Source organism: Dictyobacter vulcani (assembly GCF_008974265.1).
GTDB classification, from domain to species: domain Bacteria; phylum Chloroflexota; class Ktedonobacteria; order Ktedonobacterales; family Ktedonobacteraceae; genus Dictyobacter; species Dictyobacter vulcani.
In genome coordinates, this window is record NZ_BKZW01000001.1 from 2,999,717 (window position 1) to 3,014,055 (window position 14,339).

At 48.8% G+C, this 14,339-nt stretch carries 9 protein-coding genes, 1 tRNA gene and 1 pseudogene; 5 read left to right on the top strand and 6 right to left on the bottom strand.

From position 1 onward, the window contains the following. The first annotated feature begins 159 nt into the window (after positions 1 to 159). From KDW_RS12590 to KDW_RS12600, 3 genes are all read left to right on the top strand, one after another. Positions 160 to 1,809 carry a glycosyltransferase family 39 protein gene (locus KDW_RS12590; protein WP_151756280.1) on the top strand — a complete coding sequence of 550 codons (1,650 nt, stop codon included), beginning with the start codon at positions 160 to 162 and terminating at the stop codon, positions 1,807 to 1,809. Positions 1,810 to 2,003: 194 nt separating this feature from the next. Next, the gene (locus tag KDW_RS12595; protein WP_151756281.1) at positions 2,004 to 2,378 is read left to right on the top strand and encodes a hypothetical protein; all 375 of its coding nucleotides are present in this window, start codon (positions 2,004 to 2,006) and stop codon (positions 2,376 to 2,378) included. A gap of 119 nt (positions 2,379 to 2,497) precedes the next feature. Continuing rightward, a complete protein-coding gene (locus KDW_RS12600) occupies positions 2,498 to 4,150 on the top strand; it encodes an MptA/MptB family glycosyltransferase (RefSeq protein WP_162005179.1) in 1,653 nt (550 codons plus the stop codon). A gap of 115 nt (positions 4,151 to 4,265) precedes the next feature. On the opposite strand, the pseudogene gyrA reads toward KDW_RS12600, so the two are convergent. After that, a pseudogene (gene gyrA, locus KDW_RS12605) lies at positions 4,266 to 6,868 on the bottom strand (DNA gyrase subunit A). A 378-nt stretch (positions 6,869 to 7,246) separates the two neighbouring features. Between gyrA and KDW_RS12610 the strand changes: the two are divergent. Beyond that, positions 7,247 to 7,804: a hypothetical protein gene (locus tag KDW_RS12610; protein WP_151756283.1), complete on the top strand. Its 558-nt coding sequence runs from the start codon at positions 7,247 to 7,249 to the stop codon at positions 7,802 to 7,804. Between the two features lie 59 nt (positions 7,805 to 7,863). Then, the gene (locus KDW_RS12615) at positions 7,864 to 9,486 is read left to right on the top strand and encodes a PH domain-containing protein (protein ID WP_151756284.1); all 1,623 of its coding nucleotides are present in this window, start codon (positions 7,864 to 7,866) and stop codon (positions 9,484 to 9,486) included. A 143-nt stretch (positions 9,487 to 9,629) separates the two neighbouring features. On the opposite strand, the gene rlmD is transcribed toward KDW_RS12615, so the two are convergent. From rlmD to KDW_RS12640, 5 genes are all read right to left on the bottom strand, one after another. Then, on the bottom strand, positions 9,630 to 10,991 hold the full coding sequence (gene rlmD, locus KDW_RS12620; RefSeq protein WP_151756285.1) for a 23S rRNA (uracil(1939)-C(5))-methyltransferase RlmD: 1,362 nt from the start codon (positions 10,989 to 10,991) through the stop codon (positions 9,630 to 9,632). 192 nt (positions 10,992 to 11,183) lie between these two features. Next, positions 11,184 to 12,182 carry a DUF8173 domain-containing protein gene (locus KDW_RS12625; RefSeq protein ID WP_151756286.1) on the bottom strand — a complete coding sequence of 333 codons (999 nt, stop codon included), beginning with the start codon at positions 12,180 to 12,182 and terminating at the stop codon, positions 11,184 to 11,186. A gap of 46 nt (positions 12,183 to 12,228) precedes the next feature. Continuing rightward, the gene (locus KDW_RS12630; RefSeq protein WP_162005180.1) at positions 12,229 to 12,816 is read right to left on the bottom strand and encodes a zf-HC2 domain-containing protein; all 588 of its coding nucleotides are present in this window, start codon (positions 12,814 to 12,816) and stop codon (positions 12,229 to 12,231) included. Next, the gene (locus KDW_RS12635; protein ID WP_198925254.1) at positions 12,797 to 13,564 is read right to left on the bottom strand and encodes an RNA polymerase sigma factor; all 768 of its coding nucleotides are present in this window, start codon (positions 13,562 to 13,564) and stop codon (positions 12,797 to 12,799) included. Before KDW_RS12635 ends, KDW_RS12630 begins: the two co-directional genes overlap by 20 nt. 644 nt (positions 13,565 to 14,208) lie before the next feature. Then, a tRNA-Leu gene (locus KDW_RS12640) sits at positions 14,209 to 14,291 on the bottom strand. Between the last annotated feature and the right edge of the window lie 48 nt (positions 14,292 to 14,339).

Sequence of the window (14,339 nt, forward strand, 5' to 3'; positions counted from 1 at the left end):
TTTGGGGAATAGCAGATATAGCTTAGTCTGGTGTTTTGTGGTGACTGTAAAAGGGATTGCTCGTCTCTATGTAGTAATCTCTATTGCATACTTTATTAAGATGAGACTTTATTCTGAGCATGGTATATTCTCACAATATAGTCATAAGGATTGCTCGCCATGGTGCATGATAGTAATACATTACAGGATAATCATATTTCCCGGATAGCACGATTACGTCGAGGCATAACTGCCACGCCTGCTACCTGGTTGATATGTATCTTGCTAGCTCTCTTGTCATTTATTTTGAATATGTTGTATTTAGGGCGAGCCAGTATCTGGTTTGACGAAGCGTTTTCGGTTGAGCTTGCGCGACAACCTTTGCCAGTACTCTGGCGAACTATATTTGGTCCAGAGCCAAATATGGAATTATATTATTTGTTGCTTCACTTCTGGCTCAGGTTAACTGGCTGGTCTGGCTTTCTACCAGTTGAATGGGTCGTACGCTTCCCATCAGTACTCTGTTCTGCCTTAAGCACTGGCCTCCTTTTCCTGCTGGCGCGACGCTATCTGGGAACATTAGTCGCCGCCGTTGCGGCTGTATTATATGCAACCAATTATCTGCAATTAGTATATGCTCAGCAGACACGTGCCTATGCTCTTCAATTGCTCTTGTTGATGCTGTCCTGGTTTACTTTGTTGCTGGCGATGCAGAAAGTTTCGCACGAGAAACGCTGGTGGATAAGTTATGTTCTCGTGACGACCCTGGCAATTTATACACACCTCTTTAGCCTCTTTGTGATCTTTGCGCAATTCATTGCTCTTGCTGGCCTCCTGGTGCTGCCCACAGAATGGCGTTTACAGATTCGTAGTCGCATGCCAGCTTATTTGTTGAGTCTTGTGGTAGTCGCGCTTGCGAGTATTCCGATGTTCCTCGAAAGCTTGCATGGATCGAAAACTGGTTGGCTTTTTATCCCCCATCTACATGAGTTATTATCCCTTTTCACCATTATTAGCGGCAGCAATAATCGCTATTTGTTCGTGGTTGGTGGGTCTATTCTTATGGGGATCCTGGTAATGTGTCTGGCTACCTGGATACATTTCACTGCTGCTCGCTTACGAAGCGCCGGGCAACGGAGACCTGTGATACAAAAAGCAGAGCTCCTTTCCCAATTATGGCCATTTGTTTGGATACTGCTCTGCTGGTTTGTCGTACCGATTGTGGTGAGTTATCTTGTCTCACAGGGCTCTTTGCGACTGTTCTCAACGCGCTATCTGGTCGTAGTTGTACCGCCTTTTTGCTTATTAGCAGTTTTAGGGATTGTCATCTGGCAGTGGCGGGTTTTACAAGTGCTGATGATCTGTCTGTTACTTGGTTCGGCATTATTGGTTGTGCCTCATTATTATCCTAATGCACAGATTGAAGAATGGAATACTGCAGTACATTGGTTGCTTGCACGTTCTCAACCCGATGATGGGCTGGTTTGTTATGATAATGCCACAACCCAGGGGTGTCAGATTGCTGTTGAATATTATTTGCATGCATATCCTGACGGGACACATTTTTCCGAGGATAGCCCTGGAGCTTTTTCATGGGACAAGTTTAGTCGTGACCTGCCACAAACTAATCCTGCTCTTGCCATCGATCCAATTGCACTGGCAACATATGCACGAGAGCATCCACGCATATTTATGATTACTGGACGTATTGCTACGGATGCAGACGCAACGCAGGCGCGAAAGGCAGAGCAATGGCTGGACCAGCATTATCGGTTCGATAATCAGATTGTAACTCGGACGGTCACAATTCGCTTATATCGCACCAAATGATTTTTTTAATCTTTGCGAGAGTAGACCTGGTTGGCTTGATTATCTATTGACCGAATTGTTTTATCGGTGCAGGCAGGAGTACTTGTTTTCTGCCATCATATAGAATGTATGATACTATTAAAGATATATGATTATACGCTCTTATCTAATAGCCAGCAGGTGGCTATCTGGTAAGCCAACAAATGGAGCCGAACATGCCCAATTCATTTAATGAATTGTATAGTAATATACTCAATGCTGTGTTTATCGAACGAGCTCAGCAGCAATTAGCGCAAGGGGTTGACGGACTGTCCGTGGCCGAGGCCTATGCGGATCAGGGAAAACCTGATTTTGCCCTGGCTCATCTTCTCCTCACGGAAGCGCCAGATGAGTTGAAGCGAGATATACTGGCTCGCTCTTATGAGCGGCGTGCAGAGCTCACTGATGGGCGAGCCGAGTCTTTTACCTCGCAGTTCAATCGTCCTTTTCCACTGGTCAAACTGGAAGCGCAAAAGGACCGTATGTCTGCCCAACAGGTGCGGCAAGGAAGACGCATCCGTCGTGGGGTAAAGTCGTTGACAATGAATTAAGTATAAGAGAGTGTATATTTGCTACTAGTCTTTGTAGGAGATAGTAATTCTTGCTGGAAAACTCTATAAAAACTGCTGACACGCCTTCTATGAAGGATTCGGCACATGAAAAGCAGAGGATGCTCTCTCTCTGGCCTCTGCTGTGCTATGCGGGCGTGTATCTCTTAAGTCTTTTAATGATGGTCTCTGTTCTGTATACTGTAGCTGGTTTTAAAACGAACCTCTGGTTGAGCTTAAAACTCAAGTGGTTGGGACACTGGCTTCCTGCTACTGCTTTGCGTAGCGCTTCAGATGACCGCTATCTGTCGATCCATCGTACCAGCTTTATTGAAATGATGGCTTTACTGGCAATCATGTTTGCTGTTTATGGTCTGGCTGCGCTGTTTATTTATCGCCAGAAAAAGTCCGGCCTCTATAAATATATGCTGGTGATCATCTGGGTTGGTGCCTTGCTTGGTGGCTTCATTTATTTGTTTACGCCTGGCATTCTGACCACGGATGTCTATGCGTACGCCAGTTATGGAAGGTTATTGACCCAATATGGGGCCAACCCGTATTTTGTAGCGCCTTCTGCCTTTCCACATGACGCGATCTATTCCTTGTTGTACTGGAAGGATACGGTCTCCATTTATGGACCCATCTGGACGCTGGTCAGTGCTGTTTTATGTCTCATGGGTGGCTCAACCCAGATGTCGCTCATTCTTGTCTTCCGCTGCTTTGCCTTGCTCTGCCATTTCGCTAATATTCTTCTGATCATTGCCAGTTTGCGCACTATGCGTCGTTCTCCGCATATTGTATTGTTGGGCGCACTGCTCTATGCCTGGAATCCATTGGCGTTACTTGAGACCGGGCTGAGCGCGCACAACGACGTATTTATGATGACATTTATGTTGCTGGGATTATATCTGAGTACACGAGCTGAACGTGCTGGAACCTTTTTGCAGTGGCGTGGCTATATTCCACCGATCCTGGCCTTTACCGCTGCTTTCCTGGTCAAATTTAGCGCGGCACCGGTGCTGGCGGTTTTTGTACTGGCCCTCTTCTTTGCAACCATTCAAGCTGATAGCAAAAAAGGCCAGCTAGTCTGGCTACCAGCTTTACGGTCGGCGATCATTGCTACCTGTGCCTTTGCGGTGATGACGGTGGTTCTATATGCACCCTTCTGGATCGGCCATAGTCCATCCGCGATCCTGCATGGCTTTAACGACCTTCCTTCAAATTCGCAGTCGATCAATTCTGTGCTGGCCACCTTCGCCTATATGGATAAGGCCCACGCCTTACCAGCGTCCCTGGCGATTTTGAAGAGCCGGAAATTGTGGAACGTGGCAAATGTGCTGGCGATGCTTGTACCCATTGCGATTGGTTGTATCTATCTGTGGCGTGCGCCGAATACACGCACGATTGCACTGGTGAGCATGGCCTCGCTGGCAGGATTTTTGTTGACTGCTCCCTGGTTCTTCTCCTGGTACCTGATCTGGCTGGTTGCGCTGGTGCCATTCTGCCTCTCGGGAACGAGAATGGGACGCCTGAGTCGCGCTGCCATGGCGTTTGGACTTACTTTTTCGGTTACGGCTTTCTTTGCCTACTACACTACGATGATCGGTTGGAAACTCCTGCTATTTAAGCCACCACAACTGGCCTGGTCAGGCTGGCTGAACGCTGCTATGTTGCTGGTGCCTGTTGCAGCCTTTATCCTTTATCTGCTACTCTGGCCTGCCCGGCGTAATCATACTGCCACTACGCCAGATACTACGCCAGGTATCGAGGTGTAGTTAGCGAGTAAATGCTTCGCCTGTGACATAAAAAAGCGTCCCACTGAGCATATTCAGTGGGACGCTTTTTTATGTCTGCTCTAACGGCAGGTGCGTATCTAACGGCAGGTGCGTATTACTCCTGATCTTCTGGTGTTGCTTCGTCGTCTGCGACGACAGGGGACTCTCCATCTTCAGCATTCAGCTCTTCATCGCTCTCACCTGTGGCAGGGACTGCGACTGGGATAGCTGTTTCGTCCAGTTCCAGTGGTAATTCGGTACCCTCATCCTCATCCTCGTCGCCATCAGCGGTCTTTTTGCCATTGGTTGTAGCAACGGCCACGATGGCATCATTTTTGTGGACCTGCATCAGGATCACGCCCTGGGTGGCACGTCCGCTGACCTTGATGGCATTCACATCGGTACGGATGACGACACCACTGGCTGAGATGATCATCAGATCGCTGTCCAGATCGGTGACGACACGGGCGGTGGCGACTGAACCAGTCTTGTCGGAAACCCTTGATGTGATGACGCCGCTACCACCACGGTTGTGGCGAGGATATTCCTCAACAGGTGTACGTTTGCCGTAACCGTATTCGGTAACGATGAGCAGGTGGCTGTCATCCTTGACCAGATTGAGTGAGACCAGGGTATCACTGGCATTCAGACGTAGCCCGCGAACACCACCACTGGTTCGTGAGGCGAGCCGTAGATCATCGACACAGAAGCGAATCGCCTGACCTTTCGCCGAGATGAGCAGGACATCGTCGCCGTTATGTGCCATTTTGGCACCGATCAGCTCGTCGTCGTCTTCCAGGTTCATCGCGATCAGACCCTGGCGACGCACAACCTCGAATTCGCTCATGTTGGTCTTCTTGACTTCACCCTTCTTGGTAGCCACAATCAAAACATCGCCTCTGGCATCCTTGGGAACTGAGACGATCGCGGTAATGCGTTCGCGCTGTTCGATGGCGATCATATTGATTAGATGTTCACCTTTGGCGGTGCGGCTGACATCGGGCAGTTCATAAGCTTTTAACTGGAAGACCCTACCACGATCTGTAAAGAAGAGTAAGCTATCGTGGGTATGCGTGACCAGCAAGTGGCGTACGGTATCGTCCTCGCGGGTTGCCATACCAGTCACACCTCGTCCACCACGGCGCTGTGCGCGATAGGTGTTAGAGGGGAGACGTTTGATATAGCCCTTGGCGGTCAGGGTCACGACGGCCTCTTCGTTCGGGATCAGGTCCTCGTATTTGAAGTCCCCGATCTCGGCCTCTTCAATCTCAGTACGACGTGGATCACCATATTTTTCTTTGAGCTGGATAAGATCATTGGTAATCAGCTTGCGGATCTCATTGATGTCGCTCAGCAGCATATTGTAATAGTCGATGCGTTGAAGAACCTCTGCCAGTTCCTCTTCGATCTTCTGCCGCTCCATCGAAGCCAGGCGGGCCAGACGCATATCCAGGATAGCTCTACCCTGCTCGTCGGAGAGTCCAAATTGCTCGCGCAGCTTGGTCAAACCATCGTCATAGGCGGAACGTGACGTACGGATAATGCTGATCACCGCATCCAGGTTATCAAGGGCGATCTTCAATCCATCCAGGATATGGGCACGAGCGCGGGCTTTGGCCAGCTCAAACTGCGTACGGCGCGTCAGCACAACTTCACGATGGCGAATATAGTGGTACAGGAATTTTTTTAAGGTTAACGTTTGTGGTTGCTGCTCGACCAGCGCAAGCATGTTGGTGTTGAAGGCAGTCTGCATCGCCGTATACTTGTAGAGCGAGTTAAGTACACTCTCCATATTGGCATCGCGTTTGAGATCAATAACCATACGCATACCCTGACGGTCAGACTCATCACGGACCTCTGCGATGCCATCGATCTTTTTGTCACGGGCCAGTTCAGCAATCTTTTTGACCAGATCGGCTTTATTGACCTGATAGGGAAGCTCGGTCACAATGATGCTGATACGGCCACGCTCAGTCTCTTCGGCATGGGTTTTGGCGCGAATAACCACGCGACCACGACCGTTAGCGTAGGTATTGCGGATCCCCTCACGGCCTTTGATAATACCGCCTGTTGGGAAGTCGGGACCACGAATAATGCGTGATAGTTCCTCGGTGGTGGCCTCTGGATTTTCGATCAGATACATAATGCCATCACAGACTTCATTCAAGTTGTGGGGGGGATATTCGTCGCCATACCTACGGCGATACCTGTTGAGCCATTGAGGAGCAGATTGGGTAAGCGTGCGGGAAAAACAACTGGTTCAGTCGCCTGATTATCATAGTTCGGACGAAAGTCGACCGTATCTTTTTCGATATCACTCAGCAGCTCATCGGAGATCGCGGCCATTTTGGCCTCGGTGTAACGCATCGCTGCTGGTGGATCATCATCTTGTGAGCCAAAGTTACCCTGACCAAGCACAAGTTGATAGCGCATTGACCATGGCTGAGCCATACGTACCAGCGCATCATACACGGACGCATCTCCATGGGGGTGGTAACTCTTCAACACTTCGCCAACGGTACCCGCACATTTACGAAACGTTTTCGTTGATTGCAGACCCATCTGGTCCATAGCATAGAGCACACGACGATGAACAGGTTTCAGGCCATCTCGAACGTCTGGGAGCGCGCGGCTCACAATGACACTCATTGAATAGTCGAGATAGGCTCCTGTCATTTCTGTAACGATATTAACTGGCTTTACATTGCCCGGTTCCATAAAAACATCCTCACCAAAAAGTAAGACATAGCCTGAAGGGCGATATCGGGTTGAAGCATTGATACAAGCTGCTTGGAGGGGTCTAGAAAATTTGATCCTACCTGCACTATTATAGCACATTGAGCCTCTATTTACGAATTTTTTTGACCATCGGGTAGGTGCTGGTACGCTTGCCTTCAATCCATTTAGGTCGCGTATTATCATGAGTAATAGAGGGAAGAAAGAAGAAAAATTTGCCTCCAAAGACTCTAGGTTTTGTAAATAACCTGTGGTATGATTAAATGCAAGAATGGAATTTACGGGAAAAATTTCTGCATTGCGGCTTTTTCAGGTTGTGTAGTGTATGGTGCTCGGGCGACATCGGGGAGATTCAGATATATGTCATTACCTTTCACTGAACAGCAGTGCTTTTTCGTTGCTATCCTGGTCTTCATTGTGGTTGGTTTTCAGCGTGGTTGGCGGCGTGAGCTTGTTTCACTCGTATTTATTTTGTTAGCATCGTTCCTTGTTCATCAAGATACAAGTAATGCTGTTGGTACTTTTATTGGCCGACTTCCATCGGTCATTGGCTATGCTGCTGGTGCCAGTCAACAGCCCCAAACCAACTCGATGGCGAGCTTTCTTGGCGGCCCCTTCTGGTCCTTGATTATTTTTGCAGCTATGGTTGCGCTGGGATATTATGTAGGGAACAAAGCGTTCCCTCGACCATCTTCTCCTCAGGAACGTTTTATAGGTATTGTACCCGCCGTCATTGCGGGTGCTTTTGTGCTTGGATACCTGAGTAATTACTTTAGAACCACGGCTGGTCGTTCGACCGTTTCCGTAGATATCCAATCACCGGATCCATTGAATTATGCGGCTGTCATTTTCTTGATTGCGGTTGTTGCGATTGTGGTGGCTGTCATTGCTTCACGTAGAAAAGCTGCCAAAAAATGATTGCTTGCTTATCAAGCGCACATTGTGCTTAATCCTGTGCTGACCTTTGAGGTGACTGAATGGCCGAGAAATCCAAACAAACTACAACAACGACGACTACTACCAGGTTTTCTGTGAATCCCCTGGGCTCGGTGCGACGCCGCTTTAGTGGGTCGCAGTTAAGACGTGGGCCTAATCGGGCCTGGCAATTTCCTGGTCAGCAACCAGGTGAGACTGTATTGAAGGTCGTGCGTCGGCACTGGTGGTTTTTAGTCCTGCCAGCGTGGCCACTTCTGCTATCTGTGCTGGCAATCATTGTCGTGACGACTGTCGCAGTGGTCTATCCAAACCTGACATCCCTGTGGATCGTCCTGGAGATTACGGCTATCCTGGCCATGCTGGCAACTGGTGGTTGGTTTTTGTATAAACACCTGGTTGCCTGGTGGTATGAAACGTATATTATTACCGATAAGCGCATTATCAATGCGAGTGGCTTATTCGAGCCAACACGTCAACAGACACCGATTGAAAAGGTTGAGCAAGTAGGTATTGGGGTAGATACACTACTCGGGCTCTTCCTCAATTTTGGCACTGTACACGTCTATCTGGCTGGTGGGGACCTGTATATTCGGAACGTACCAAATCCAAAAGCTGTACGTGATGCTATCCAGGGTATCTCAACTGATGTGAAAGCCAAGAAACCCAAGGCTGCGGATCCTGTCATGCCCAAAGATCCAGAGCTGGCGGCGGTCTTGCAGTCCCTGGCTAAAGGGAAAGAGGTTCCTACACTTCCTAATGCGGATGAAAATTTGCCACCGCTTCGGGGAGAGAAGGGCCGTTATCTGGGACCACGGCGTACTTTTGGTGGTATCCTGCGCTTGCCCTGTGATGTTCGTTATGTCTCGGGTGAATATACTGTCATGTATATTCAGCGCTCGGCGTACCTGCTCTGGCGCAACCTGGCCCTCCCGATAGCCTTGCTCGTCATCCTGGCTCCCATCGCCCTCTTTGCCCCTGGCACAGGTGTTATCCCATACTCTATGTGGGAATACTGGTGGATTTTCATGGGGCTGGTTGTGCTGGGATTGCTGGTAACCATCTTCCTGATCTATACCAACTTTGTGGATGACGTGTATATTCTCACGAACAGACGCATCATCGATATTGAGCGCCACATCGCCTTTTTCTTTGAGACGCGTCTGGAGGTTGAATATAAAAGTATTCGAGATATTAGAGTTAAAGTGCCAGGGGTGATTGCACGTTTCTTTGATGTCGGCGACGTGTATATTGAGACGCCTGGTAGTAATCCAGATGTGATCTTATCTTATGTGGACCATCCCTTTACCTTGCAAGATGAGATTCTGGGAATCAAGTCGCACAAGGATAAGGTTGATGCCGCGAAACGCGAGAATGACGAGAAAAAGACCTTATATACCTGGTTTGGTTCTGTGGTTGCTAAGCTTGAAGATACTGATCATCGCATAGGAGCGCCCAACCTGAAAAATCTGGATCTTTTTGACGCGATGGGGAGTGCAAAAGAATGTGGCCTGAATGTAATTGTGAGTGGCGAGGCGGTAGATAGTCCCCATGTTCAGCCAGGATTGGTGATTCAGCAGAGTCCTCCCGCTGGTACTGTGATGATGAAAGGGAGTCAGATTGAGATTACGCTGAGCAAGCGCCCAACCCTGGTCGATTCCATCTAGCTGTGTGCTTACGCCAGGGATGCGGTGCGTATCAGTGTTGATGGCTCGCATGAGTAAGCAAAAAAAGACGGATCTTGTATTGAAAGATCCGTCTTTTTGTATGCATACTTGTGCCTTTAGAAGGCTATCAGGTCAGATCAGGATTACCACTTACCGACGCGTACCAGCAAGGCCACGCTCTCAATATGGTATGTCTGCGGGAACATATCTACCGGTTGGGCTGAGACCAGACGGTAACGTCCTCCTGAGCAGAGGGTGGCGATATCGCGGGCCAGAGTACTTGGATCGCAGGAGACATAGCAGATTGCCCGGGGAGCCATCGTCTGCAGGGCTTGCAGGGCTTTAGGATGGCAGCCAGTCCGTGGTGGATCGACCAGGGCAATATCTATACGCTCACGGCGATAGTGCAACTGATTGAGAATGCGCTCAAGTGTGCCTTCCAGAGCAGTAATATTATTCTGATTATTCAGCGCACAGCCAGCACGAGCATCCATAACTGCGCTGGGTTGTGATTCTACCGCAATCACCCGCGAACACTGTGAAGCCAGAAAGGTTGAGAAGAGCCCGACGCCACTATACCCATCCAGCACGATTTCATGACGTTGAGGTTCAAGGGCATTCATGGCCTGCTCAACCAGAACCGAAGTCTGAATTGGATTCACCTGGAAGAACGAATCGGCTGAAATGCGGAAACGTCTACCAAGGACAGCATCCGTCAAAAATTCCTGACCGACAAAGACACGGCCATAGCGTCCACCGACACGCTCGATAATTACACCCACAATGCCGGGTGCGATGGTCATCAATTCCTGAGCCAGTTGATGTGGATTTTCCATCATAGAGCCTGGACGTGCATTCAGGGTCAATAGAGTCGGCACCGCTTTAACTGCGTTGGGAGCGATCCCGGTGGCGGCATTACTGACAGCTCCAATTGCTCCACGGATAGTCACGCTTTGCAACATCTGACCAAGTGTGTCACCAAAATAATCAATCAGCTTTCTGCGCACCAGTTGATACACCTGATCCAGAGCAGGATGGAGCAAGCCGCACTCCTCTAAATCCTGGACATCGTGGCTCTCAGTATACTTAAAGCCTATCTCTCCGGCCATACCCACCGTAAATACAGCATAGTTGCGATAATGCCAGGGAGGAATGTTCGCCGGCATACCAATTGTGGGATGAACGAGCGCATCTGGCTGTTTGCCAATGCGTACCAGCAGCTGGCGTACAATATGTGCCTTCCAGGTTAATTGGGCGGGATAAGCGATATGCTGCCATTGACATCCACTATCAATTAACTGTGGATAGGCTGGCTCAACCCGTTCAGGCGCAGGGCGGAGAATTTCCAGGAGTTCTGCACGTGCATGGCCGCGGCGTTCCTCAACAATCTCGACACGTACCCGCTCACCTGGAATTCCTCCAGGAACAAACAAGACACGTCCCTCATAGCGACCTACGGCGTCTCCTCCGTAGGCAAGGTCTGTCAGTTCAACATCAATGCTCATGTTCACCTCGGCGGCATCTGACGACAATTACTGTCGTTGATGTCCGTCCCATCCTTCCAGCGTTTTTGTATCTTTCAATTCTTACTACTACATAGCCCCAACAATGGAGTCTTGCATGTTGAAGGACATTGATCATGCTGGACTTATTGAAAACGCTAAGTATCAGCACTTTCTTTCATATCCATGGCAGGTTTACCAGGAAAGTGGTTGTTTGGGGGGAGCATAGAGTCGCGTGCCAAAGCGACTTAAAAAGACTGCTCCGATGCCCAGAGTACCAATCCCAATATTTATCAGCCAACCAATGTATGGAAGCGATCCAAACAATGCCAGTATGGCCAGACCGATTACTACCTGTACTATACGTGTATCATGCTGAGGAAGAATACGTTTTGTGATCCAATCCCCGATAATCCAGCCGATCGCGACAGTGCCCAGTGCCCAGGCGGCGAAAAATCCTACTGCGACCAAAATTGCCAACGGAATGGGAATAATAAGTGCCAGCAACACAGTAAAAATAGTTGGTGCAAGCAGAATACTTAATAGCCCCAGGGCGAGGCTGCGTCGCAATTTACTTTTAACCGTTGTCCGAACCATCATGACATGTTCTGGTAATAAGGTGGTTAATAACATCCCCAACAAGACCCATGTCACAATATACCAGAAACGAAATTGAATCCCCGCATCATTTCCCAGTATATCAATCACGCTAGTCGGGCAGCCGAAGTAGCTACCATGAAGCAGTAAACCAGTATCTTTGGATCGTTGACCTCCACAAACATGAATGTCCCCATTGACGTGTGCGCCAGGAGAGGAACTGAGATTGCCGCCGTAAAGGGTCACGTTCCCGTCGACCCCGCCATCGATAACCACATTTCCACCAATGACCACAACGTCCCCTTTGACTTCACCCCGAATGGTCATATTCCCCCAGAAAGAAGTCAAATCCCCACATACTATCTCACCTCTGCTCACCACCACTGCACTTTTGAAACTGGCTCTACCTGGTTGACCAGTGCAGTCGACATTACTTTGCGTGACCCGGGTAACCAGATGGTCACTGGCCTGCTTTGCCGAAGCTGTAGGAATACCGGCTGTAAGTGCTTCCACCCCACCGCCTATCAAAAACACTGCTAAGAGTACAACACTCGGCAGTGAGAGCATGAATCGTTGTCTTCGAGAGACCTTTTGCATACTAGAACTCCCTATCATGGTCACTACCTGACCATGACCCTCGCTTTTACGCCTCTTGCGGAGCGCGCATTAAGCGAAGCCACATCCCCATCATGACGACCACTGCGAATGCTAGCCCGGATAGCAGCAAGTTATCGCGAGTGACAAGAGTGAGTCCAGGTTGAATATATTCACCCAGTACAATTCCCTCATCAATAACACCATTAAACAGTGAAAGTGTTTTTAACGCAAGATCAGTTTGAATAATCGCCACGATCAGAAACAAAAGTGGAATGCTGCTCAATGTCAGGAGACCTAGCGCGGCGCTGACAGCACCGACTGTGCGCATACGTGCCACACGTATCTTTTGCTGTTGGCGCAGATCCTCAAGTTGACTTGTAATCTGTTTTTTTTGTTGAATTGCCCGCATAATCTGATCAGTTGAAATGCTGGCTGGACGTACCAATGGAGGAGTGGTTGTGGTAACCCGTTTATTTAGTGAACCAAGCATAGCGTCGAAGCGCCGCTGCTCTTGCGCAAAAGTACGGCAAGAAGCACAATGCAGTAGGTGCTCCTGGAGTGCGCCAGACTGCGATGACTCACGTTCGTCATCGTGCTGAGCGCTCAGCCATTCTTTAGCGTCGCGACAGCGCATCGATTGGTCCCCCCTCATTGGAAGTCTTTGGTTGCATATAGCGAGCCAGCAATTCGCGAGCACGATGTAAACGCGCCTTAACCAGTGCAGGAGTCAGTTTCAGGGCATTTGCGATTTCTTCATATGAGAAATCGTACCAGTAACGTAAAACAATTACTGCTCGATACTTACCTGGCAGGCGTTGGAGATACGTCTGTATATCATCCTGTTGCTCACCCTGTAAGGCCGACTGTTCCGGGCTCACACCAACATCGACAATCCATTCTAAAAATGGGACATCCTCAAGTGGTAGAGCCAGGAAACGTCTGCGGCGCAGCTGGTCAATGGCCAGATGGGACGCAATGGAAAGCAGCCAGGTACTAAATTTATGCGCAGGTTTATACGTAGCGAGCTGTGTAAAGGCTCGTACAAAAGTTTCCTGTGTCACATCTTCAGCTTCTGTGCTATTTCCGAGCATGCGATAGGCGAGATTCTGTACAGCATCTTTATAGCGCTCAACGAGCGTGGCGAAGATATCCTGTTCGCCATCGAGGACCAGTTCAACAAGCGCTGCATCGCTCATTGAGTCCACAATGACTCCCGTCTTCGTCCTGGTACTTACCACATTAGTAGTAGTGATATCCTGTACACCCGTCGCACCTACCCCTGCCCCATTATTTTGATTGCGACGTGGTTTCCGAGTAGTTGCTTTTAGAGCCCCGGTCCCCACTCCCAGTATATTTGAAGCGTTTACAGTTGATTCTAGCATTTGTCACCGCTCATTTATTCTTTTAAATCGATTCAGATCATAAGAGGACGATATACTGCGTCTTCTCTAATCATGTACGAGAAGCGGCTAAAAAAGTTGTAATCTTTTGTCGCAGTGTAACACGAGTATGGCTTGCTGACAAGAGGGAGAGGCTCTTCAACTGGCCAATCCGGCCATTTTTATGACAATTAATTCATCGATAAACGGGCTATTGCCCCATTTAGATCCATTTCTGGCCTACTTAATGAATTTTTATTCATTAAGTAGGCGTGATTCACTGTCATAGATGGTTGACATACCTGGCAGAAGTATCGGCTGCCGCATGCCATCTGAAAGCACCCTCTCCGAAAAAATTACGACTTTGTTGTGTTCTACCCATTCTCTCTAATCTGTATCGTCAGCATTAACAATAATTTCTATCCTTACAGATATAGACGTACAAAATTTCCGCCATCAAATATGATAACAAAAAATACTGTCACCGTATTGCAACGGACTAAAATTTTTGAGCCCCGTAGGCGCGAAGAACCATAGCGGAAGTGTTTTTCTAAGCCGGGAGACTTTAGCAAAAATGGCAAAAAAAAAGCCTTCTGAGTTTGTTTGCTGGTGAGTAGAAGATTCTTGATGTGTTTGTAGAAGAAGAGTGGGGCGAGAGGGAGTCGAACCCTCACAGCCTTTCAGCCGGGAGATTTTAAGTCTCCTGCGTCTACCATTCCGCCATCGCCCCTAGTCTGGTCATATTGATATTATCATGCTTCAGCCTATACGTCAATCA

Excerpts from the sequence above, each read along its gene's own strand:
- KDW_RS12590 (WP_151756280.1), top strand. The coding sequence starts at position 160 with ATGGTGCATGATAGTAATACATTACAGGATAATCATATTTCCCGGATA.
- KDW_RS12595 (WP_151756281.1), top strand. The coding sequence starts at position 2,004 with ATGCCCAATTCATTTAATGAATTGTATAGTAATATACTCAATGCTGTG.
- KDW_RS12600 (WP_162005179.1), top strand. The coding sequence starts at position 2,498 with ATGCTCTCTCTCTGGCCTCTGCTGTGCTATGCGGGCGTGTATCTCTTA.
- KDW_RS12610 (WP_151756283.1), top strand. The coding sequence starts at position 7,247 with ATGTCATTACCTTTCACTGAACAGCAGTGCTTTTTCGTTGCTATCCTG.
- KDW_RS12615 (WP_151756284.1), top strand. The coding sequence starts at position 7,864 with ATGGCCGAGAAATCCAAACAAACTACAACAACGACGACTACTACCAGG.
- rlmD (WP_151756285.1), bottom strand. The coding sequence starts at position 10,991 with ATGAGCATTGATGTTGAACTGACAGACCTTGCCTACGGAGGAGACGCC.
- KDW_RS12625 (WP_151756286.1), bottom strand. The coding sequence starts at position 12,182 with ATGCAAAAGGTCTCTCGAAGACAACGATTCATGCTCTCACTGCCGAGT.
- KDW_RS12630 (WP_162005180.1), bottom strand. The coding sequence starts at position 12,816 with ATGCGCTGTCGCGACGCTAAAGAATGGCTGAGCGCTCAGCACGATGAC.
- KDW_RS12635 (WP_198925254.1), bottom strand. The coding sequence starts at position 13,564 with ATGCTAGAATCAACTGTAAACGCTTCAAATATACTGGGAGTGGGGACC.